Origin of the sequence: Curvibacter cyanobacteriorum, from assembly GCF_028649475.1 — a bacterium.
GTDB classification, from domain to species: Bacteria; Pseudomonadota; Gammaproteobacteria; order Burkholderiales; family Burkholderiaceae_C; genus Curvibacter; species Curvibacter cyanobacteriorum.
The window spans coordinates 153,998-174,162 of the sequence record NZ_JAQSIP010000001.1 but is presented as its reverse complement, the minus strand read 5'-3'; the positions used below and the strand labels follow the sequence as shown (position 1 = coordinate 174,162).

Genomic DNA, 20,165 nt, shown 5'->3' with positions numbered 1-20,165 from the left:
ACAGTTTGGCCAAACAGATCGCTTGGTGCCCATCAACCACCCGCCCCACCTTGAGCCATGACCCCTGACGGAAGCCTCCCCCAGCGCCGCACCCGCCAAGGCAACTTGCCCACCACCGTCGCCAACGCCATCGAACGACAGATCCGCGACGGTGCCTACCGGGTGGGCGACAAGCTGCCCTCGCTGCGCGAGATGGCCGCGCTGCACAAGTACGCCAAGAACACGGTCGTCACCGCGTTCGAGTTGCTGGTGTCGCGCGGGCTGATCGAGCCACGGCGTGGGGCCGGCTACTTTGTGGTCGACAAACCGCCGGCCAAAGCCGCCGACGACGAGGCAGGCAACCTGGGCCGCGCGGTCGACATCGTCTGGCTGATGCGTGAGCAACTCAAAGCCGAACCAGGGGCCCTGGCCGTGGCCGATGGCTTTCCGCCGGTCGAGTGGCTGGCCGATGTGCGCCTGGACAAGTACCACCAGAAGGTGGTGCGCACCGGGCTGGGGTCGCTGTTCCGCTACGGCAGCCGGTTCGGCTACGCGCCACTGCGCGAGCACCTGGTGCGCAAGCTGGCCGACTTTGGCATTGGGGCGGAGCCACGGCAGATCGTGCTGACCCACGGTGCCAACGAGGCCATGGACATCGTCATCCGCTACTTTGTGCCCCCCGGCGGCAAGGTGCTGGTCGACGACCCCGGCTACTACCCCCTGTTTGGCAAACTGAAGCTGGCCAGCGCGGAGGTGTTGGGGGTGCCCCGCCTGCCCGACGGACCCGACCTCGAGGCCCTGGAACAGCTGCTGATCACCCAGCGGCCACGCCTGTTCTTCACCCAATCGCTGGCCCACAACCCGACCGGCTCAGACCTGTCGGCGGCCAAGGCCTTCAGGGTTTTGCAACTGGCCCAGAAGTACGACCTGCTGATCGTGGAAAACGATCCGCTGGCCGACTTCAAACCCACCTCGTCACCCCGCCTGGCGGCCCTGGACCAACTCGAGCGCACGATCTACATCGGCAGCTTCTCCAAGTCGTTTTCGGCTGCGCTGCGCGTGGGCTTCATCGCCTGTGGCGCCGACCTGGCCAGCGACCTGGCCGACCTGAAGGCGCTGATCCATGTCAGCAGTTCGGAGTACTGCGAACGCACTGTTGACGTCATGCTGAGCGAGGGCCATTACCAGCGCCACCTGACCCGTTTGCGCGCCCGGCTGGGTGAGGCCACCGAGGGCGCACGGGCGCTGTTCGAGTCGGTCGGCGCCCAGATCTTTGCCAAGAACGCCCAGTCGCTTTACCTGTGGGCCACGCTGCCCGGCGTGGCGGACTCCATGGCGTTGGCCCAGGCCTTGCTGCCTCAGAACATCCGGCTGGCGCCGGGCAGGATCTTCAGTGTGGACACCGCAGCGGCCTCGCCGTGGTCCCGCTACAACGTGGGGGCCGTGATGGACCCGCGCTTCAGCCACGCCCTGAAGAACGCCTTGCTTCAATTGGACGCCAGTCGCCCCACACCGCGCTGACGGCTGCCGGGTCATGGCGGCCCAACGGTGCCGACGGCCCAGGATCACCGCGCCACGGCACCCGCACAGTTGCCACGGGCACAGGCCAGCACCGCGCGCGAATGGCGCTGCGCTCGTGCCAGCCCTGCGGCACCCTGGGTCAGGCCCCCCAGCGGAGAGCCACCACCGCCAGACCACCAGGCCATCTCCGCCGCGTCCACGGTGGGCCCAGCGGGGCTCCGTTGCCCACACCAAATTAATGCATCAAACACATCAGTCAGTCAGACATATGCAATATACAGACTATTGCAAACCGCCTACCATCCGCGCCTTGCTGCTGCCAGGACGGTTCCTGGGACTCTGGAGACTTGACCATGAATAAACGACATTTCCTGCAGGCCACGGCCTCGCTCACCCTGCTGCCGCTGGCGGCCACCCTGGCCCAGGCCCAGGCGGTTGACTTCCCGCCCAAGAAGCCGGTGACGATTGTGGTGGGCTTCGCGGCGGGCGGCTCGGCCGACACCGCGGCGCGCCTGATCGCCAAGAAGCTGGGCGAGAACATCGGCCAAAGCGTGGTGGTGGAGAACAAGCCCGGCGCAGGCGGCAACGTGGCGCACCAGCAAGTGGCCAACGGCGCGGCAGATGGCAGCGTGTTGCTGTTTGGTTCGATCGGCCCCTTGGCCATCGCCCCCCACCTGATGAAGGTGAACTACGACCCGCTCAAGGACCTGGCACCGGTGTCCATGGGCGTGAACTTCCCCAACGTGCTGGTGGTGCACGCAGGCACCAAGATCAAGTCACTGCCCGAACTGGTGGCACAAGCCAAGAAGAAGCCCAACAGCATCGAGTACGCCTCGACCGGCTCGGGTTCGGCAGCCCACCTGGCCGGTGAACTGCTCAATGACATCGCGGGCATCGACACCGTGCACGTCCCCTACAAGGGTGGCGCACCCGCGCTGCAAGACGTGCTGGGTGGCCGCGTGGCCGCCTTCTATGCGGCACCGCCGACAGCCCTGCCGCACATCGAGAGCGGCGCTTTGATCCCGCTGGCCACCACCGGCCTGACCCGCCCGGCCTACTTGCCCAACGTCCCGACCGTGGCCGAAACCTACCCGGGCTTCAACGCCACCAACTGGTACGCCTTTGTGGCCTCGGCCAAGACGCCCAAGCCCCTGCTGGACCGCTGGAACACCGAAATCGTCAAAGTGCTGAACACCCCCGAAGTGAAGGAAGGCCTGCTCAAGCATGGTCAGAGCCCGGCACCAGGCACCCGCGACGAGCTGGGCCGCTTCATCGCGTCCGAGTACGCCAAATGGGGTCGCGTCATCCGCGAACGCAAGATCACGGCCGATTGAGCCCCGAGCTGCGGCCCACTTCACCTGACACCAAAATCAATAGGAGACTCGACATGACACTGCATCGCACTTTCACCGGCATCAGCCGTCGCCTGGCCCTCGTGACCGCCCTGGGTTTGGCACTGGGCGCCAGCCTGGCTGCCAGCGCAGCGGAAATCCGCGTGGTGACCTCGGGCGGCTTTTCGGCCGCCTACGACCAGTTGATTCCACTGTACGAACAAGCCACCGGCCACAAGGTGGTGACGGCCCGCGGCGCCTCGATTGGCAACGCACCCGACTCGATTCCCAGCCGACTGGCACGCGGCGAGCAGTTTGACATCGTGATCCTGGCTGACGCCGGGCTCGACGCACTGACCCAACAAGGCAAGGTACAAGCGGGCAGCCGCGTTGACCTGGCCCGCTCGATGATCGGCATGAGCGTGCGCAAGGGCACGCCCAAGCCCGACATCAGCACGGTGGACGCACTCAAGCAGACCCTGCTGAACGCCAAGTCCATCGCCTATTCGGCCAGCGCCAGCGGCACCTACCTGTCCACCGAGCTGTTCCAGCGCCTGGGGGTGGCCGATCAGGTCAAGGACAAGGCCAAGAAGATCTACAGCGAGCGCGTGGGCGCCGTGGTGCTGCGCGGTGAGGCCGAGATCGGCTTCCAACAGGTCAGCGAACTGCTGCCGTTCAAGGAACTGGACTACGTGGGCGCCCTGCCCGATGAAGTGCAGCAACGCGTGTTCTTCTCGGCCGGCCTGGCCACCGGCGCCAAGGAGCCCGAAGCCGCCCGCCACCTGATCCGGTACCTGGCAGCCCCCGCAGCGGCCGGCATCGTGCGCAGCACCGGCATGGAGCCCGCCAACAACGCCAAGTAAGCTTTTAGCCACCGCCCTGCCCTGGCTCAGCCCCTGACCGCTCCAGCGGTTCAGGGGCTTTTTTTGGTGGGCGGGCAAGCGGCCAGGCCGCCCCCTCCAACCAGCCTCCCCGAGCTGGGCTCGCACGAGGGGCCCAGGCGTGCCAACCGGCCACAGCCGCTCCGGTCAAGTGAGGCCCCGCGGTGACGGCCCCGCCAAAGCAACAAGGGGTCCAGGACCGTCCTGGCAGCCAAGCCACAAGAGATCAGCCCCCCATGCAGACGGCCTCCGCCAGGATCAGGAGGGCGGCCCACGAGCCCGTCAGGCGCGAGGAAAGGATGCGGGAGATCACAACCCGCCAAACGCCTTCCGGACACCGGAGCGCATGGCAGATGACGAGACGTTGAGGGTACGCAGAAGGTGCGCGGAAGATGTGCTGGGGACGAAGCACCCCACCGGCCCGCCGCACCCGGCCGCCTGGACAGGGTCGGCGGCCATCGCCACAGGCCCCGCAGGACGGGGCATCAAGACCGGTGCAGCCACCGCCACGCCAGCGTTGGGAACGGCTGCTTGCGGCAGACCGGGCGCGCGCCCTAGGGCGCCGGCGCCGTGACCCCCTGAGCAGACACTGGACAGAGGGCCCCAACGCCTCAGCGCCTGCCAGGGTAGGCCCGACCAGCGGAGTTGGCCGGTCTGCCCCGGCCCAGCGACTGGAATGAACCGCCAGCGCCTGGGAGCGCTGGCGTCAAACCTGTCAGAAGCTGTGCTTCATGCCCAGCGACAGACCCGTGCTGCGGCCATCCAGGCCAGCCCCCAAGTAGTCCTTCTTCCAACGGGTGGAATCGGCCTCCAGGTACACCAGCGACCGCTTGGACAGCTTGTACTCCAGGAAAGCGATGGTGCGGTTGTAGCCATCATCGGCTGCAGCCGAGCGGGAGCGATTGACCTGGTAGTGCCCCACCACCAGATCAATCTGCGGGGTCAGCGGCCAGGTGCCACCCAAGCCCAACACTTGGTTGCGCGTTTTGGCCGTGGCCGTGGTGTTGGCGGTGTGCCCGCTGTAAGTCAGCTTCAGGCTGCCCGCGCCCACGGGCACCGCCACGCCACTGACATAGCCTTTGAGGCTGAGACCGGTGACCGTCTTGAACTCGGTGTACGCCAGCACCCCCTGCCAATCTGCGCCTCGGTAATCGATGCTGACCCCGGTCGAAGACAGCTTGCTGTTGCTGTCCGATTGGTTGCCAAAAGCATGCATCACGCGCGCCGTGGTCTTGCCAAAGCCGTAGGCGTACTTCAAGGAATTGTCGAGTCGGTAGCTGCCCGTGCTGGAGCCCGAGGCGCCGTACTCCGTGCCCAGTTGGTGGGCGCTGAGGGCCGAGATGGCGACATTGGAGTTCAGGCTGGCAAAGCGGGTGGCCAGGGGATCGACTGGCGAGACCGCATCGGCCAGCAGGGTGTTCTGGCGTCCAATCGTCAGGGTCCCAAAGCCGCCCTTCAAACCGGTGTACGCCCCACGGTCAAAGAACTTGGTGCTGCTGGAAGTTGCACCGCTGTTGATGTTCAACCCGGACTCCAGGAAGAACAGGGCCTGCAAGCCGCCCCCCAAATCCTCGGTGCCCCGATACCCCAGTCGGCTGGTCGTGTTGATGCCACTGTTGATCATGCTGGCATTGCCAACGGAGCGCACATTGGCGGGGGACATGCCCGAAGTGCTGCGCACACCGGCATCCATGATGCCGTAGACCACCGCACTGCTCTGCGCCAGCCCATGCCCCGAAGCCAACAGCCCCATCAGCAGCGCCGGCAGGGTACGAATAGCCCAACTGGGCACGCCATTTTTGTTCTTCATGCAAGTCTCCTCGGTTCCCGGGAAATCGTTTAGTTGAATGCACTGCGCCGACTTGGCGCCCCACCGCGCTCTGCCACCAACGGACAGGACCAGGGATCCCTGACGGGAAAGCGCCGCCATGATGCGGTCTGTCACACACTTATTCAATTGCATTAATTTGATTTATAAATGTGTCATGCGCATCAATATTGAATTAGGCGAGCTGCAGGCCTTCCTGGCGGTGGCCGAGAGATCCAGTTTCAAGGCCGCGGCCGACAGCCTGTTCATCTCGCAACCGGCCTTGAGCCGCCGCATCGAGAAGCTGGAGCAGGAGCTCAAGTGCCAACTGTTCCAGCGCACCACGCGCCGCGTGGCCCTGACGGACGAGGGCCGTCAGCTGCAGGCGCACGCCCAGATCGTGATGGAGGAACTGCGCCTGGCCTACCAGGGCCTGGAGGCACGCGCCCTGGCCCGCACGGGCAAGGTCACCGTGGCCTGCGTGCCATCGGTCGCCCACCATGTGCTGCCCATGGTGCTGGCCCACTACCGCCGCCTGTACGAAGGGGTGCGCGTGAAGATCATCGATGAAAGCGCCCAGACCGTGCTCGACAGCGTGCTGCACGGCCATGCCGATTTCGGTGTGAACTTTCTGGGCAGCCAGGAAGCCGATCTGGACTTTCAACCCATCCGTGCCGAAGACTACGTGGTGGTGGTGCCCCAGGACCACGCCCTGGCCCGCCGCCGCAGCGTGTCGTGGCGCACCCTGCTCAAAGAACCCCTGATTGCGGTGTCCAGCAGCAGCGGCAACCGCCTGTTGATCGACAGCGCCATCGCCCGCACCGGCATGCGCCCCAGCATCGGCTACGAGGTCAACCACGTCACCGGTGCGCTGAGCCTGGTGTCCGCAGGCCTGGGCGCGGCCGTCTTGCCCGCCCTCGCCCTGCAAGGCCCGCTCGAGTCAGGGCTCAAGGGCCTGCCCCTGACCGACCCCAAGGTGTCCCGCACATTGGGCCTGATCGTGCACAAGGGGGCCAGGCTGCACCCGGAAGCCCAGGCTCTGGCAGATTTGCTGGTGCAGGCGATTCGGGCGGTGTGAGGGGTGAGCGTTCGAGGCCAAATCAACACAGAACAACGGGGGTCAGGCACCTGGGCGGACAGCGCAAACCGAGTTCCCAGTTGGTGGGCTTGAGGGGGCGCAGTGCGGAAGTGCCTTCTTGGCCGCCCCACAAAAACTCGGCGTTACCTGGCGCCCCTCATGCCCACTCTGATGAGAAACGAAGGGATGAAATGAAGCCCCCCGGTACCAACAGTCAACCATGCACTTTTTGGTGGCAGAGATGTTGAAGGGCACCAACGAAAAACGGACCCGAAGGTCCGTCTTTGAAAGTTGCTGGCGGAAACGGAGGGATTCGAACCCTCGATGAGGCTCTACACCCCATACTCCCTTAGCAGGGGAGCACCTTCGGCCACTCGGTCACGTTTCCAGCACTTCCGCTATTATGCCCTAATTTTCAGGGCGTTTTAGGAAACTGGCTGATCCAGATCGAAAGCCTTGTGCAGGGCACGGACGGCCAGCTCCATGTACTTCTCGTCGATCACGACCGAGGTCTTGATTTCGGAGGTGGAGATCATCTGGATGTTGATGCCCTCTTCCGACAGGCTGCGGAACATCTTGCTGGCCACACCGACGTGGCTGCGCATGCCGATACCGACGATGCTGACCTTGCAGATCTTGGTGTCGCCCACCACTTCAGCGGCGCCCAGGCTGGGCAGCACCTTGGTGTTCAGCAGCTCAACGGTGCGGGCGTATTCGCCACGGTGCACGGTGAAGCTGAAGTCGGTCTTGCCGTCTTTGCTGATGTTCTGGATGATCACGTCGACTTCGATGTTGGCATCGGCCACAGCGCCCAGGATGTGGTACGCGATGCCCGGCTTGTCGGGCACGCCCAGCACAGAAACCTTGGCTTCGTCACGGTTGAACGCGATGCCGGATACGACGGCTTGTTCCATTTTTTCGTCTTCCTCAAAAGTGATCAACGTGCCGGACTTGGCTTCTTCGTTGATGTCAATGTCCCACGGGGTGAAGCTCGACAGCACGCGCAGCGGCACCTTGTATTTGCCGGCGAATTCGACCGAGCGAATCTGCAGCACCTTGGAGCCCAGCGAGGCCATCTCGAGCATTTCTTCAAAGCTCACGGTGTGCAGGCGACGGGCTTCGGGCACCACGCGCGGATCGGTGGTGTACACGCCGTCCACATCGGTGTAGATCAGGCATTCCGACGCCTTCATGGCCGCGGCCACGGCCACGGCCGAGGTGTCGCTGCCGCCACGGCCCAGGGTCGTGACGTTGGCTTCTTCGTCCACACCCTGGAAGCCGGTGATGACCACCACCTTGCCTGCAGCCAGGTCGGCGCGCACGCGGTCGTCGTCAATGGATTCGATGCGGGCTTTGGTGAAAGCGCTGTTGGTCTTGATGGGCACCTGCCAGCCAGCGTAGCTGACCGACTCCATGCCTTCGGCTTGCAGCGCAATGGCCAGCAAGGCCGACGAGGCTTGCTCGCCGGTGGCGGCCAGCATGTCCAACTCGCGGTTGTAGGCGGCCGAAGACTTGGACGGAGCCAGCTCTTTGGCCAAGGCCAGCAAGCGGTTGGTTTCGCCGCTCATGGCGCTCGGAACCACCACCATCTGGTGGCCGGCGCGGGCCCATTTGGCGACGCGCTTGGCCACGTTGCGGATGCGCTCGGGCGAGCCCATGGACGTGCCGCCGTATTTGTGAACGATCAATGCCATTGGTGTGTCGGGGTACGAAACTCGGAATCAGCGGCGCAGGTTGCAAAGTCGTTTTGGTGCGCCGCCCGTTTTCGTGCAAAAAGTGGGAACCAAAACCTGCTAATTGTACCAACCGAGCACGCCCCCCTCGCGCAGCACCTGGCCGCGCCCAACTTTGAGCTCGATGCGGTGCCCGCGCGTGGTGCAGGCCTGCACCTGGCGCAGCAGTTCCTTGAGCTGCACCTCACTGGGCATGCAGCCATGCGCCTGGCGCAACCAATGGCGCAGCACATTGGCCTGGCGCGCCGCGCTGAGACCTTGCAGCAAGGCAATGGCGGGGGGATGGCCCACGCGCTTCAAATCCTCCTCGGCCAGCTCCAGCAGCAGGCCCTGCGCTTGGGCCGCGTGGCGCGCGCTGCGTGCCAGCGTGTCGCGGTGCTGCGGGAACACCGCCTGCAGGGCGGGCAGCAACTGATGGCGGATGCGGTTGCGCGTGTAGCGCAGGTCTTGGTTGCTGGGGTCTTCGATCCAGATTTCGCCCTGTGCCTGCAGCCAGTCGCGCAACACCTGGCCGGGCAGGCCCAGCAAGGGACGCTCAAAAGTCACCCCACTGCGCTGCCAGCGCGCCGGCATGGCGGCCAGGCCAGGCAAGCCCGCGCCGCGGGACAGGGCCAGCAGCAGGGTCTCGACCTGGTCATCGGCATGCTGGGCCAGGGCCACGGTGCGGATGCCCAAGGCCTGCCACTCCTGCTGCAGCACTTCATCAAAGACACGGTAGCGGGCTTGGCGGGCCGCGTCCTCGGGGCTGTCACCCGGGGCATGGCGGGCGTCCACGCGGCGCTGCACCAGGGGCACTTGCCAACGCGCGCACACCGCGGCGCAGTGGGCGGCAAAGTCATCACCCGCGGCCTGCAACCCATGGTGCACATGCACGGCGTGCACCTGGCCCGGCCAGCGCCGGGCACAGGCCAGCAACAGGGCACTGGAGTCCGCGCCGCCGCTGAAGGCCACGCCAAGCGGCAAGGTGGGCGAAAAAGCCGCGACAGCGGCATCGAATGGGTGGGTCATGGGCAGGGGTTTATAGCAGCCCTGGCCCCGCCCGGGCGCCCCCTGTCAAGGTGACGCGCGCCAGACCACCGTCAACGCTGCGCGCTGAGCTGTAGCTGGGGGGCCGCGCGCAGGGCTTCATCGTGCTGGGCCAGCTTGAACTCGCCCACCACGCTGGACAGGCGCACCGACTGGTCCTTGAGGCTGGACGCCGCAGCCGCACTTTGCTCGACCAGGGCCGCGTTTTGCTGGGTCATCTGGTCGAGGTGGTTCACGGCCTGGCTGATCTCGCCAATGCTGTTGCTCTGCTCGCTGGTGGCGCTCTGGATCTCAGCCATGATGCGGGCCACGCGCTGCACCGCGGTGACGATGTCATGCATGGTGCTGCCCGCGTTTTGCACCAGACGGGCCCCCTCGTCGACCCGGTCCACCGAGGTGGAGATCAGGTCCTTGATCTCGCGTGCGGCCTGGGCACTGCGTTGGGCCAGCAGGCGCACCTCGCCGGCCACCACGGCAAAGCCGCGCCCTTGTTCGCCGGCGCGCGCAGCCTCAACGGCGGCGTTCAAGGCCAGGATGTTGGTCTGGAAGGCGATGCCGTCGATGACGCCGATGATGTCGGCAATCTTCTTCGAGGCGGCATTGATCTGCTCCATGGTCTGCACCACCTGGCCGACCACCGAACCGCCCTGCTCCGCCACCGTCGACGCCTGCGCCACCAGTTGGTTGGCCTGCAAGGTGGCCTCGGCATTGCCGCGCACCGTGTCGGTCAACTGCTGCATGGAGCTGGAGGTTTCTTCGAGGCTCGAAGCGGTCAACTCGGTGCGGCTGCTCAGGTCTTGGTTGCCTGTGGCGATCTCCTCGGCCGCCAGACGCACCGATCCGCTGGCGTCACGGATCTGCGCCAGCACCACCGACAACTTGCCCGCAAAGCTGTTGAAGCTGGTGGCGATGTCGGCCAGCTCATCGTGGCCCGAGGTGTCGATGCGGCGCGACAGATCGCCATCGCCCGAGCTGACTTCGCGCATCGCGTCGCGCAACTGACTCAGACGCGCCAGGCGGCTGGACAGGCGCCAGCCCAGCAAGAGGGTGGCCGCCACCAGCACCACGGCACTGGCCAGCAGCGACGAGGTCAACAGGCTGCGGCTGGCGGCCATGGCTTCGGACTCGTCCAGCGCCAACACCAGCCGCCACGACGTGCCCGCCACCGGGGCCACAGTCAGCAGTCGGTCGCGCCCACCGATGGACACCGGCAGCAGTTCCCGAGCCCCCAGCGCCTTCTGCAGCACCTCGCCCGACAGGCCCGACGCGATGTCCGAGACCGGTTTGAGGGTCAGGCCTGCATCGGGGTGGGCCATGACCTTGCCATCGGCACTGGCCAAAAAGGCGAAGCTCGACGGGGTGGGTTTGATCGACCGCACATTGGCCACCACGGCCTGCATGGACACGTCGCCAGCGGCCACGGCCTTGAGCTTGCCGCCCGCCAGGATGGGCTCGGCAAAGGTCACCACCAGCTGCTGGTCGGACGCGGACACGTAGGGCGGCGTGACCACCGCCTTGCCCGCCTCGGCCGCCTGCTGGTACCAGGGCCGCGCCGTCGGGTCGTAACCTGGCGGCAAGTTGGCAGGCTTGCCGAACACGTAGTGCTTGTCGGCAAAACCCAGGTAGGCATCGGCAAACTCACCGGCGTTCTGGATCAGCAGCAAGGATTTGGCAGGCTCTGGCTCGTCAACCAGGGCCGCAGAGGCCTTCACCAACAGGGCCCGGGCCTTGACCCACTCCTCGATGGTCTGCGCGTGACTTCGGACCGTCGTCTGACTGTCCTCCGTCAGGGTGGCCAGGACCCGGCTGCGGGTCGTGAAGTAATTGGCCAGGGTCAGGGCCAGCAAACCGACCACCAAGCTGCCGACCGATGCCAGCAAGATTTGTCCGCGCAGCGTTTTCAGGAGGGCCATGTCGTTCCTCGTTGTGGGGATGAAGCGGGCTACACGCAAGCGTTATGCCGAGATTGAAACAAAACGTCAACCCAGGCATGGCGAAACCCCAAAGAAAAACGCCTGCCAAAGTTTGGCAGGCGTTGTGCGGCGGGCACCAACCCGGCGACCGGGCTGGCGGATCAGCGGCTGTCCGCCTTGGTGTCGGAGAAGCGGCCGTAGCTTTGCAGGCGCTCGTAGCGGCGGTCCAGCAGCTCGGGGGTCTTGAGGTCGGCCAGTTGACGCCAGGCGTCGTTGAGGGCGCGCTTCAAGAAGGCCGCCATCTGCTTGGGGTCGCGGTGGGCGCCGCCCACGGGCTCGCTGACAATCTTGTCCACCAGGCCCAGGGCCTTGAGGCGGTGTGCGGTGATGCCCAGCGCGTCGGCCGCATCTTGCGCACGCTCGCTGGTCTTCCAGAGGATGGAGGCACAGCCTTCGGGGCTGATGACCGAATACACCGAGTACTGCAGCATCAGCACCTGGTCCGCCACCGAGATGGCCAGGGCGCCACCGGAGCCCCCTTCACCGATGATGGTGGTGATGATCGGCACCTCCAACTGGGCCATCTCAAAGATGTTGCGGCCAATGGCTTCGGACTGGCCACGCTCCTCGGCGTCGATGCCAGGGTAGGCGCCGGGGGTGTCCACAAAGGTGAACACCGGCAGCTTGAACTTCTCGGCCGTTTTCATGAGGCGCAGGGCCTTGCGGTACCCCTCGGGCTTGCTCATGCCAAAGTTGCGCAGACCGCGCTCCTTGGTGTCACGGCCCTTTTGCTGGCCGATCACCATGCAGGCGTGGCCATTGAAACGGGCCAGGCCGCCCACGATGCTCAGGTCGTCGGCAAAGTGACGGTCGCCGTGCATCTCGATGAAGTCGGTGAACAGTTCACGCACGTAGTCGAGCGTGTAGGGGCGCTCGGGGTGGCGCGCGATCTTGGTGATCTGCCAGGGCGACAGGTCGCTGTAGATGTCCTTGGTGAGCTGTTGGCTCTTTTTGCTGAGCTGGTCGATTTCTTCCGAAATGTCGACCGCCGACTCGTTTTGCACGTAGCGCAGTTCTTCAATTTTGGTTTCGAGTTCGGCAATCGGGTGCTCGAAATCAAGAAAGGTCTTTTTCGCCAACGTCATTCTCCTGTTGTTTCCACCGCCGGCCCCTGTGGCTTGTGCGGTACGGCGGCCCACCCGAAAGTGGTCCGCAAGGCCCCTGCGCTGTGGTCAGACAGCCACCGGCAGGGGGTCCAGCGAGCGCCAAATATACCAAGTTGCCACGCTGCAATACGGCGCCCACGCCGCGGCGACCTCGCGCGCATCGCTGCGGCTCACAGGATCGCCTGAAAAATAGTTGTCGCTGATGCCCTTGATCAAGCCCACGTCATCGAGCGGCAACACATTGGGCCGCATCAGGTGAAAGATCAAGAACATCTCGGCGGTCCAGCGGCCAATGCCTCGGATCGCGATCAGCTCGGCGATGATGTCCTCGTCGGGCATGTCTTCCCAGGCTTTGACGTGCACCGTCCCGGCCTCGAAATTGAGCGCTAGGTCGACCAGGTACTCCACCTTGCGCGCGCTCAGGCCCGCCGCGCGCATGTCGTCCACCTTGAGCTTGAGCACATTGGCGGGGGTCATGCTGCTGGGCAGCGCCGTCAGGCGGGTCCACAGGGCCTGCGCCGACTTGACGGAGATCTGCTGCCCCACGATGCTGCGCGCCAGCGTGGTGAAGGCGTCTCCCCGGGTTTGCAGGCAGGCGTTGCCAAACTGGGGGATCAGGCGCTTCATGACCCGGTCCTTCTTGACCAGGTGCTTGCAGGCGTCTTGCCAGTAATCGGGGGTGAAAACCTCAGCGGCCAGCGCGCCAGAGGCCAGCTGCGCGGCGGCGGGCGGCGCTGCTTTTTTGGAAGTGGACGGCATGGCTCAGGCGTTCCCTGCTTTGGACAGCGCTAACCCAATCGCCCCACGGCGCGTGACAGAGCGATGCGCCATCACGAGGCCATCTCCCAACGCGTGCCGTCCGGACCATCCTTGAGCACGATGCCCTGCGCCAGCAGGTCCTGGCGAATGCGGTCGGCCTCGGCGAAGTTCTTGGCCTTCTTGGCCTCGGCCCGTTGCAGGATCAACTGCTGGATGGCCGCGTCATCCAAGCTGGCGCCAGCTTGCAGGAAGGCCTTGGGGTCGCCTTGCAGCAAGCCCAAGCAACCGCCCAGCGCGCGCAACAGCGCCGCCAATTCGGCCGAGCGGCTCTTGTTGACTTCGGTGGCCAGGTCAAACAACACTGCCACGGCTTCGGGGGTGCCAAAGTCCTCGTCCATGGCGGCCTTGAAACGCGCCGCGTACGGACCGCTCCAGTCGATGGCCGACGCCGGCGCCGCGGCCACTGCGTCCAGCGCGGTGTACAGGCGACGCAGCGCATTGCGCGCGTCTTGCAGGTGGGCATCGCTGTAGTTCAGCGGGCTGCGGTAATGCGAGCGCACCACAAAGAAACGCACCGTCTCGGCGTCAAACGCCTTCAGCACATCGCGGATCGTGAAGAAGTTGCCCAGGCTCTTGGACATCTTCTCGTTGTCGATGTTGATGAAACCGTTGTGCATCCAGGTGTTGACGAAGGTCTTGCCGCTGGCACCTTCGCTCTGGGCGATCTCGGTTTCATGGTGCGGAAACTGCAGGTCGGCACCGCCGCCATGGATGTCAAACGTCTCACCCAACAGGTCGCAGGCCATGGCCGAGCACTCGATGTGCCAGCCCGGTCGGCCTGCACCGTAGTCGCTGTCCCACTTGGCGTCCTCGGGCTCGGAGGCCTTGGCGCTCTTCCAGAGCACCGGGTCCAGCGGGTCGTCCTTGCCGTCGTTGACGGCCACGCGCTCGCCGGCCCGCAGTTCGTCAAGCGACTTGCCGCTGAGGCGGCCGTAGTGGGGGAACTTGCGCACCGCGTAGTTCACATCCCCCTGAGCCGACCGGTAGGCCAGGCCCTTGGCCTCCAGGCGCGAGATCATGCTCAGCATCTGGGGCACGTACTCGGTGGCGCGGGGCTCGTGGGTGGGGCGCTCCACCCCCAGGGCGTCGGCGTCCTGGTGCAGGGCATCGATCATGCGGTCGGTCAGCGACCGGATGGTTTCGCCGTTCTCGACCGCGCGGCGGATGATTTTGTCGTCAATGTCCGTGATGTTTCGCACATAAGTGACGCGAAACCCAGAAGTGCGCAACCAGCGCTGAACGACGTCAAAAGCCACCATGGAACGGGCGTGCCCGAGGTGGCAGAGGTCGTACACGGTCATGCCGCAGACGTACATGCGAACATGCCCAGGCTCGATCGGGGAAAACGCTTGCAGATCACGCGTCAGCGTGTTGTAAATGCGCAGGCTCATTGACTTTTTTGACAGACAGCGCTGCCTCGACCCGAGGGGCCGGACAAGCTCAGAAAAACAGGAAGAAGGGGGTGGTGCAGCGCCGCAGATCGCGATACAAATCGGCTGTACCCCTCGGCTACAATCCGCTCCAGTATAAGCGCCCCTGTCCGCGCTTGCCATCGCGCAAACCCCACGAGGCTCCATGACCCTAGCTCGCTGCACCGTTCCCGCCCGACTTCGAATGTTGGCTTTGGCCGCCCTGATGGGGGCCTCCTTCGGGGTTCACGCCGACGACTACGGTGACGTGACCCAGCTGCTGCGGGCCGGCAAGACCTCCGAGGCCCTGGCCCGTGCCGACCAGTACCTGGCCGGCAAGCCCAAAGACCCCCAGATGCGCTTCATCAAGGGTGTGATCCAGTCGGAGGCAGGCAAGCCCAACGACGCCATCAACACCTTCACGGCGCTGACGCAAGAGTTCCCCGAGCTGCCCGAGCCTTACAACAACCTGGCCGTGCTCTACGCCAGCCAGAACCAGTACGACAAGGCGCGCACCGCCCTCGAGATGGCGATCCGCACCAACCCGAGCTACGCCACCGCCCACGAGAACCTGGGCGACGTGTACGCCAAGCTCGCCAGCCAGGCCTACAGCAAGGCCTTGCAGCTCGACAGCTCCAACACCGCGGCCATCCAACCCAAGCTGGCGCTGATCCGCGACCTGTTCACGCCGACCGGCAAACCGGGCGCCAAGCCCGCCACACCGACCCCAGCGCCGGCGCCGGCCCCTGTGGCCGCAGCGCCGAAGCCCGCACCAGCACCAGCACCGGCCCCCACACCCGCGCCGGCCCCGGCTGCGGCGGCCCCCAGCCCGGCCCCCGCTCCGAGCGCGGCGCCGGCCGCCGCCCCGACGCCCGCGCCGGCCCCTGCTGCCACCGCGGCCCCGGCCCCCGCGCCCGCGGCACCCGCCGCCAGCGGGGCCAGCGGCGCCGAAAAAGACGTTGAAGCCGCCGTGCGCCACTGGGCCACGGTGTGGTCGGCCCGCGATGTGTCGGCCTACTTGGCGGCCTACGGCAAGGACTTTGATCCGCCGGGCAAGATGAACCGCAAGGCCTGGGAAGAGGAGCGCCGGGCCCGCATCCTGGGCAAGGCCCGCATCAGCGTCAAGCTGCAAGACCTGTCGGTCAGCGTCTCCGGGGGCAAGGCCACGGCCCGATTTCGCCAAGAGTACAGCGCTGACACCCTCAACGTGGCCAGCCGCAAGACCCTGGACCTCGTGAAGGCCGGGGACCGCTGGGTGATCGTGCGCGAGTCCACCGGCGGCTGATCGACCTTCGGGCCCTGGTGACGTCTGCGCCCGCCTCCTGCCGCTTGCAGGGCTGTCGGCCCGGGCGGCGTGGGCCCGGCTTGCAACCATGAATCGATCTCTCTCAGCTCCCCACTGGCTGCTCCGAATCGCTGGCGGCTTGCTGCTCGGCGGGGGCCTGCTCGGCCTGCCGGCCCAGGCGGCCCAACCGCGTGCCAAAGCCGCTGCGCCCCACCAGGCGGCCCAGCCCAACGGCACACTGCGTGACGGGCAAGCCGAGGCGCGCCTGATTGAAATCTACCGCTTGATCGGCGCGGCACGCACCCGCGAGGCGCTGCGCCTGGCCGACGCCCTGGTGCGCGAGCACCCCAACTTCCAGCTGGCCCAACTGGTGCATGGCGACCTGCTGTCGGCGCAAACCCGCCCCGTGCGGGCCGCCGGTGACGTGCCCGACACCCTGGCACGCGCTGCCGAAGCCCAGCTCAAGGACCTGCGTGACGAAGCCCGTCTGCGCCTCAAGGCCCTCAGCGAGCGCCCGCCCGCGCAGACCGTGCCAAGCCAGTTTGTCTCGCTGTCGGCCCGCCAGCGCCACGCAATCGCGGTGGACACGTCGCGTGCCCGCCTGTACCTGTTTGAGAACGGCCCGCAGGGCATGAAACTGGTCGCCGACTACTACATCTCCGTCGGCAAGCTGGGCATCGAGAAAGGCGCTGAAGGCGACCAGCGCACCCCGCTCGGGGTCTACTTCATCACCAGCAACCTGGACCCACGCACGCTGAAAGACTTCTACGGCGCGGGCGCCCTGCCGATCAACTACCCCAACCCGTATGACAGCCGACGCGGCAAGACCGGCAGCGGCATCTGGCTGCACGGCACGCCGCCGTCGCAGTTCGCGCGCGCACCGCAGTCCACCGACGGCTGCGTGGTCATGGCCAACCCCGACCTGCAGCGCCTGCTCACCACGGTGGAGGTGCGCAGCACGCCGGTGGTGATCGCGTCCAGCCTGCAGTGGGTGCCGCAGGCGCAGGCGCGCAGCGCCAGCAAGGGCTTTGAAGACGCCTTCAATGCCTGGCAAGCGGCCAAGGCGGCCGGCGATGTGCCGCGTTTGCTGGGCTACTACACGCCCGACTTCAACAGCTACGGCAAGAGCCTGGCCGAATGGACACCGTCGCTGCAGCAGGAAATCAAACAAGCCGCGGGTCGCAGCCTGGAGATCAAAGACCTGTCGCTGCTGCGCTGGTCCGACAGCGCCGAGACCATGGTGGTAACCTTCGGCGAACTGGTGGCTGGCAGCAAGCGCGGCACCACCAAGCGCCAGTATTGGCTACGCCAAGGCCAGCAATGGCGAATCTTTTTTGAAGGAGTGATTGGATGAAGCTGAGCCCCCTTTGGCCTGCCCGCCGTGCCCTGATCGGCTCGGCCCTGGCAAGCGCCCTGGCCCTGAGCGTGGGTCTGGCCCAAGCCCAGACGGCCCCCCAGGTCAAGCTGAGCACCAGTGCTGGCGACATCGTGCTGGAGCTGTACCCCGACAAGGCCCCCAAGACGGTCGACAACTTCCTGCAGTACGTCAAGGACAAGCACTACGAAGGCACGGTGTTCCACCGCGTCATGGGCAACTTCATGATCCAGGGCGGTGGCTTCACGGCCGACATGACCCAGAAGGCGACCCGCAGCCCGATCCCGCTCGAGACCTCGGGCGGCCTCAAGAATGACCGGGGCACCATTGCCATGGCCCGCACCGGCAACCCGAACTCGGCCACGGCCCAGTTCTTCATCAACGTGGTGGACAACCCCATGCTCAACGCCCCCAACCCGGACGGCTACGGCTATGCCGTGTTCGGCAAGGTGGTCAGTGGCATGGATGTGGTCGACAAGATCAAGGCTGTGCCCACCGGCAACAAGGGCCCGCACCAAAACGTGCCCGTGAGTGCCGTCACCATCACCGCCGCCACCCAGATCAAGTAAACCCAAGCAAGGATTTTTATGAGCAACCCCCAAGTCGAACTGCACATCGTGGACTACGGCGTCATCACGCTGGAACTGGACGCCGAAAAGGCCCCCAAGTCGGTTGAGAACTTCCTCAACTACGTCAAAAAGGGCCACTACGACAAGACCATCTTCCACCGCGTGATCCCCGGCTTCATGATCCAGGGCGGCGGCTTCGCCCCCGGCATGGAACAAAAGCCCACCGACGCCCCGATCGACAACGAAGCCAACAACGGCCTGAAGAACGCCAACTACACCGTGGCCATGGCGCGCACCAACGCACCGCACTCGGCCACCGCTCAGTTCTTCATCAACGTGGCCGACAACGGCTTCCTGAACCACACCGCCCCCACCGCTTCGGGCTGGGGCTATGCCGTGTTCGGCAAGGTGGTCAGCGGCACCGACGTGGTGGACAAGATCAAGGCTGTCAAGACCGGCCGCAAGGGCTTCCACGACGACGTGCCGAAGGACGACGTGGTGATCGAAAAGGCTGTGGCGCTGTAAGCGCCGGCTCGCCCTGACCATGACCGCGACCGTGCCCCGGCCTGTGGTGCTTGACGCACCCTCGGGCTGGCGCACGGTCGATTTCATCTCGGACCTGCACCTGCACGTCAGCGAACCCGTGACCTTCGAGGCCTGGCGGCACTGCCTGCTGCACACCTCGGCCGATGCGGTGCTGTTGCTGGGCGACATCTTTGAGGTGTGGGTGGGCGACGATGCGGTGACCCCAGGCAGCTTCGAGGCCCATTGCCAGGCTGTGCTGCAGCAGGCCAGCCAGCGCCGACCGGTGTACTTCATGGCCGGCAACCGCGACTTTCTGGTCGGCTCCCGCTTTTTGGCGGCCTGCGGCCTGCACCCGCTGAGCGACCCCACCTGCCTGCGCAGCCCCAGCGGTGCCGCCTGGTTGCTGAGCCACGGCGACGCGCTGTGCCTCGACGACCACGACTACCTCCGTTTTCGGGCCCAGGTCCGCCGCCATGACTGGCAGCAGGCGTTTCTGCACCGCCCACTGGCCGAGCGCCAGGCCTTTGCGCGCCAACTGCGGCAAGACAGCGAGGCCCGCAAGCGATCGGGCGCGGTCTATGCCGATCTGGATGCCGCCGCCTGCCGCCAATGGCTGCACAGGGCCGAGGCGCCCACGCTGATCCACGGCCACACGCACCGCCCACGCAACCACGATCTGGGCCAGGGCCTGCAACGCGTGGTGCTCAGCGACTGGGCGCTGGACCAGGCCCCGGCGCGCGCCGAAGTGCTGCGCCTGGACCTGTCGAGCGGGGCCTTCCAGCGCCTGAGCCCGGCCGCGGCCACCGACGCGGCCGTGGCAACGGCCCCACCGGCCCACGCCGCCCCATGAACGCGGCCCCGCCCCCGCCCCCAGCCCCTCACGGGCTCTGGGCCCGGTTGCGGCGCTGGTGGGGCCAAGCCCCGACCGCCGCCCGCCGCCCCTTCGAGCCCCCGCCCCTGCCCGATGCGCTCTGGCAGAGCGTCTGGGACTCGCATGGCTTTCTGCACGGCCTGAACCCGGCCGAACAGCAGCGCCTGCGCCAGCACTGCGGCCAGTTCTTGCACCAGAAAGAATTCCATGGTGCCCACGGCCTGGTGGTGGACGACACCATGGCTCTGGCCGTGGCACAGCAGGCCTGCCTGCCCCTGCTGCACCTGGGCCCCGCACAACCCGAGCCGGTGCAAGCCTGGTACGGTGACTTTGTCGGCATCGTGCTGCACCCGGGCGTGGCCCTGGCGCAGCGTGAGCATGTTGACGAGGATGGGGTGGTGCACGAATGGCACGAGGAACTGGCCGGCGAAGCCATGCACGGTGGCCCGGTGATGCTGTCCTGGCCCGATGTGGCCGAGGCCCCGCACTCCGCCGAGCAAGGCTACAACGTGGTGATCCATGAGTTCCTGCACAAGATCGACCTGGCCGATGGGGAGGCCGATGGCTGCCCGCCCCTGCCCGCGGGTTTTTTGGGCCACCGCAGCGCCCGGGCGGCACGGGCCGCCTGGTTTGACGTCCTGACCCCCGCCTGGCAGGACTTTCGCGAGCAGGTGATCCGGGCCGAACGCTTCGGCCAGGCCGAGCCCTGGCTGGACCCTTACGCGGCCGAGGCACTGGACGAGTTCTATGCCGTGGCTGGCGAGGCCTATTTTGTGAACCGGGCGCGCTTTTCCGAGGCGTTCCCGACCGTGCTGCGGCTGTACGACGCGTTCTTCAGGCGCGAAGCGATTCCCGATCACCGCGCCTGAACGGCGCT

The 20,165-nt window shown here is 66.1% G+C and carries 17 protein-coding genes and 1 tRNA gene; 10 read left to right on the top strand and 8 right to left on the bottom strand.

Annotated elements, in window-relative coordinates; translation table 11 throughout:
- The first annotated feature begins 57 nt into the window (after nt 1-57).
- The 3 genes from PSQ40_RS00780 to PSQ40_RS00770 all read left to right on the top strand — a co-directional run bounded on the left by PSQ40_RS00780 (nt 58) and on the right by PSQ40_RS00770 (nt 3,694).
- Entirely contained in the window at nt 58-1,500 is a 1,443-nt protein-coding gene (locus PSQ40_RS00780; RefSeq protein WP_273947954.1) for an aminotransferase-like domain-containing protein, read from the top strand.
- Nucleotides 1,501-1,853: 353 nt separating this feature from the next.
- On the top strand, nt 1,854-2,834 hold the full coding sequence (locus tag PSQ40_RS00775) for a Bug family tripartite tricarboxylate transporter substrate binding protein (RefSeq protein WP_273947953.1): 981 nt from the start codon (nt 1,854-1,856) through the stop codon (nt 2,832-2,834).
- 53 nt (nt 2,835-2,887) lie between these two features.
- Nucleotides 2,888-3,694: a substrate-binding domain-containing protein gene (locus PSQ40_RS00770; RefSeq protein ID WP_273947951.1), complete on the top strand. Its 807-nt coding sequence runs from the start codon at nt 2,888-2,890 to the stop codon at nt 3,692-3,694.
- 733 nt (nt 3,695-4,427) lie between these two features.
- On the opposite strand, the gene PSQ40_RS00765 is transcribed toward PSQ40_RS00770, so the two are convergent.
- Nucleotides 4,428-5,522 (bottom strand): porin, encoded by a 1,095-nt coding sequence (locus PSQ40_RS00765; RefSeq protein WP_273947947.1) that lies wholly within the window; start codon nt 5,520-5,522, stop codon nt 4,428-4,430.
- A 175-nt stretch (nt 5,523-5,697) separates the two neighbouring features.
- On the opposite strand from PSQ40_RS00765, the gene PSQ40_RS00760 reads away from it, so the two are divergent.
- On the top strand, nt 5,698-6,597 hold the full coding sequence (locus PSQ40_RS00760) for a LysR family transcriptional regulator (protein WP_273947945.1): 900 nt from the start codon (nt 5,698-5,700) through the stop codon (nt 6,595-6,597).
- A 295-nt stretch (nt 6,598-6,892) separates the two neighbouring features.
- Here the strand turns inward: PSQ40_RS00760 and PSQ40_RS00755 are convergent.
- From PSQ40_RS00755 to cysS, 7 genes are all read right to left on the bottom strand, one after another.
- Nucleotides 6,893-6,985: transfer RNA gene (locus PSQ40_RS00755), tRNA-Ser, on the bottom strand.
- Nucleotides 6,986-7,022: 37 nt separating this feature from the next.
- Nucleotides 7,023-8,291 carry an aspartate kinase gene (locus PSQ40_RS00750; protein WP_273947938.1) on the bottom strand — a complete coding sequence of 423 codons (1,269 nt, stop codon included), beginning with the start codon at nt 8,289-8,291 and terminating at the stop codon, nt 7,023-7,025.
- A 99-nt stretch (nt 8,292-8,390) separates the two neighbouring features.
- Nucleotides 8,391-9,338, bottom strand: a complete 948-nt coding sequence (gene tilS, locus PSQ40_RS00745) for a tRNA lysidine(34) synthetase TilS (RefSeq protein WP_273947935.1) — start codon at nt 9,336-9,338, stop codon at nt 8,391-8,393.
- Between the two features lie 71 nt (nt 9,339-9,409).
- On the bottom strand, nt 9,410-11,269 hold the full coding sequence (locus PSQ40_RS00740) for a methyl-accepting chemotaxis protein (RefSeq protein WP_273947933.1): 1,860 nt from the start codon (nt 11,267-11,269) through the stop codon (nt 9,410-9,412).
- A 161-nt stretch (nt 11,270-11,430) separates the two neighbouring features.
- On the bottom strand, nt 11,431-12,408 hold the full coding sequence (locus tag PSQ40_RS00735) for an acetyl-CoA carboxylase carboxyltransferase subunit alpha (protein ID WP_273948813.1): 978 nt from the start codon (nt 12,406-12,408) through the stop codon (nt 11,431-11,433).
- 93 nt (nt 12,409-12,501) lie between these two features.
- A complete protein-coding gene (locus tag PSQ40_RS00730; protein WP_273947932.1) occupies nt 12,502-13,194 on the bottom strand; it encodes a DNA-3-methyladenine glycosylase family protein in 693 nt (230 codons plus the stop codon).
- A 71-nt stretch (nt 13,195-13,265) separates the two neighbouring features.
- Nucleotides 13,266-14,645, bottom strand: coding sequence for a cysteine--tRNA ligase (cysS, locus tag PSQ40_RS00725; protein ID WP_273947931.1), 1,380 nt, complete (start codon nt 14,643-14,645; stop codon nt 13,266-13,268).
- A gap of 184 nt (nt 14,646-14,829) precedes the next feature.
- Here cysS and PSQ40_RS00720 point away from each other — a divergent pair, with 184 nt between their 5' ends.
- The 6 genes from PSQ40_RS00720 to PSQ40_RS00695 all read left to right on the top strand — a co-directional run bounded on the left by PSQ40_RS00720 (nt 14,830) and on the right by PSQ40_RS00695 (nt 20,157).
- Entirely contained in the window at nt 14,830-15,948 is a 1,119-nt protein-coding gene (locus PSQ40_RS00720; protein ID WP_273947930.1) for a nuclear transport factor 2 family protein, read from the top strand.
- Between the two features lie 88 nt (nt 15,949-16,036).
- Nucleotides 16,037-17,302 carry a L,D-transpeptidase family protein gene (locus PSQ40_RS00715; RefSeq protein ID WP_273947929.1) on the top strand — a complete coding sequence of 422 codons (1,266 nt, stop codon included), beginning with the start codon at nt 16,037-16,039 and terminating at the stop codon, nt 17,300-17,302.
- Nucleotides 17,299-17,892, top strand: a complete 594-nt coding sequence (locus tag PSQ40_RS00710) for a peptidylprolyl isomerase (RefSeq protein ID WP_273947928.1) — start codon at nt 17,299-17,301, stop codon at nt 17,890-17,892. The genes PSQ40_RS00715 and PSQ40_RS00710 overlap by 4 nt, the downstream gene beginning before the upstream one ends.
- Nucleotides 17,893-17,910: 18 nt before the next feature.
- Nucleotides 17,911-18,417 carry a peptidylprolyl isomerase gene (locus PSQ40_RS00705; protein ID WP_273947927.1) on the top strand — a complete coding sequence of 169 codons (507 nt, stop codon included), beginning with the start codon at nt 17,911-17,913 and terminating at the stop codon, nt 18,415-18,417.
- 19 nt (nt 18,418-18,436) lie between these two features.
- Nucleotides 18,437-19,267 carry a UDP-2,3-diacylglucosamine diphosphatase gene (locus tag PSQ40_RS00700; protein WP_273947923.1) on the top strand — a complete coding sequence of 277 codons (831 nt, stop codon included), beginning with the start codon at nt 18,437-18,439 and terminating at the stop codon, nt 19,265-19,267.
- Nucleotides 19,264-20,157: a M90 family metallopeptidase gene (locus tag PSQ40_RS00695; protein WP_273947921.1), complete on the top strand. Its 894-nt coding sequence runs from the start codon at nt 19,264-19,266 to the stop codon at nt 20,155-20,157. The genes PSQ40_RS00700 and PSQ40_RS00695 overlap by 4 nt, the downstream gene beginning before the upstream one ends.
- The last annotated feature ends 8 nt before the right edge of the window (nt 20,158-20,165 follow it).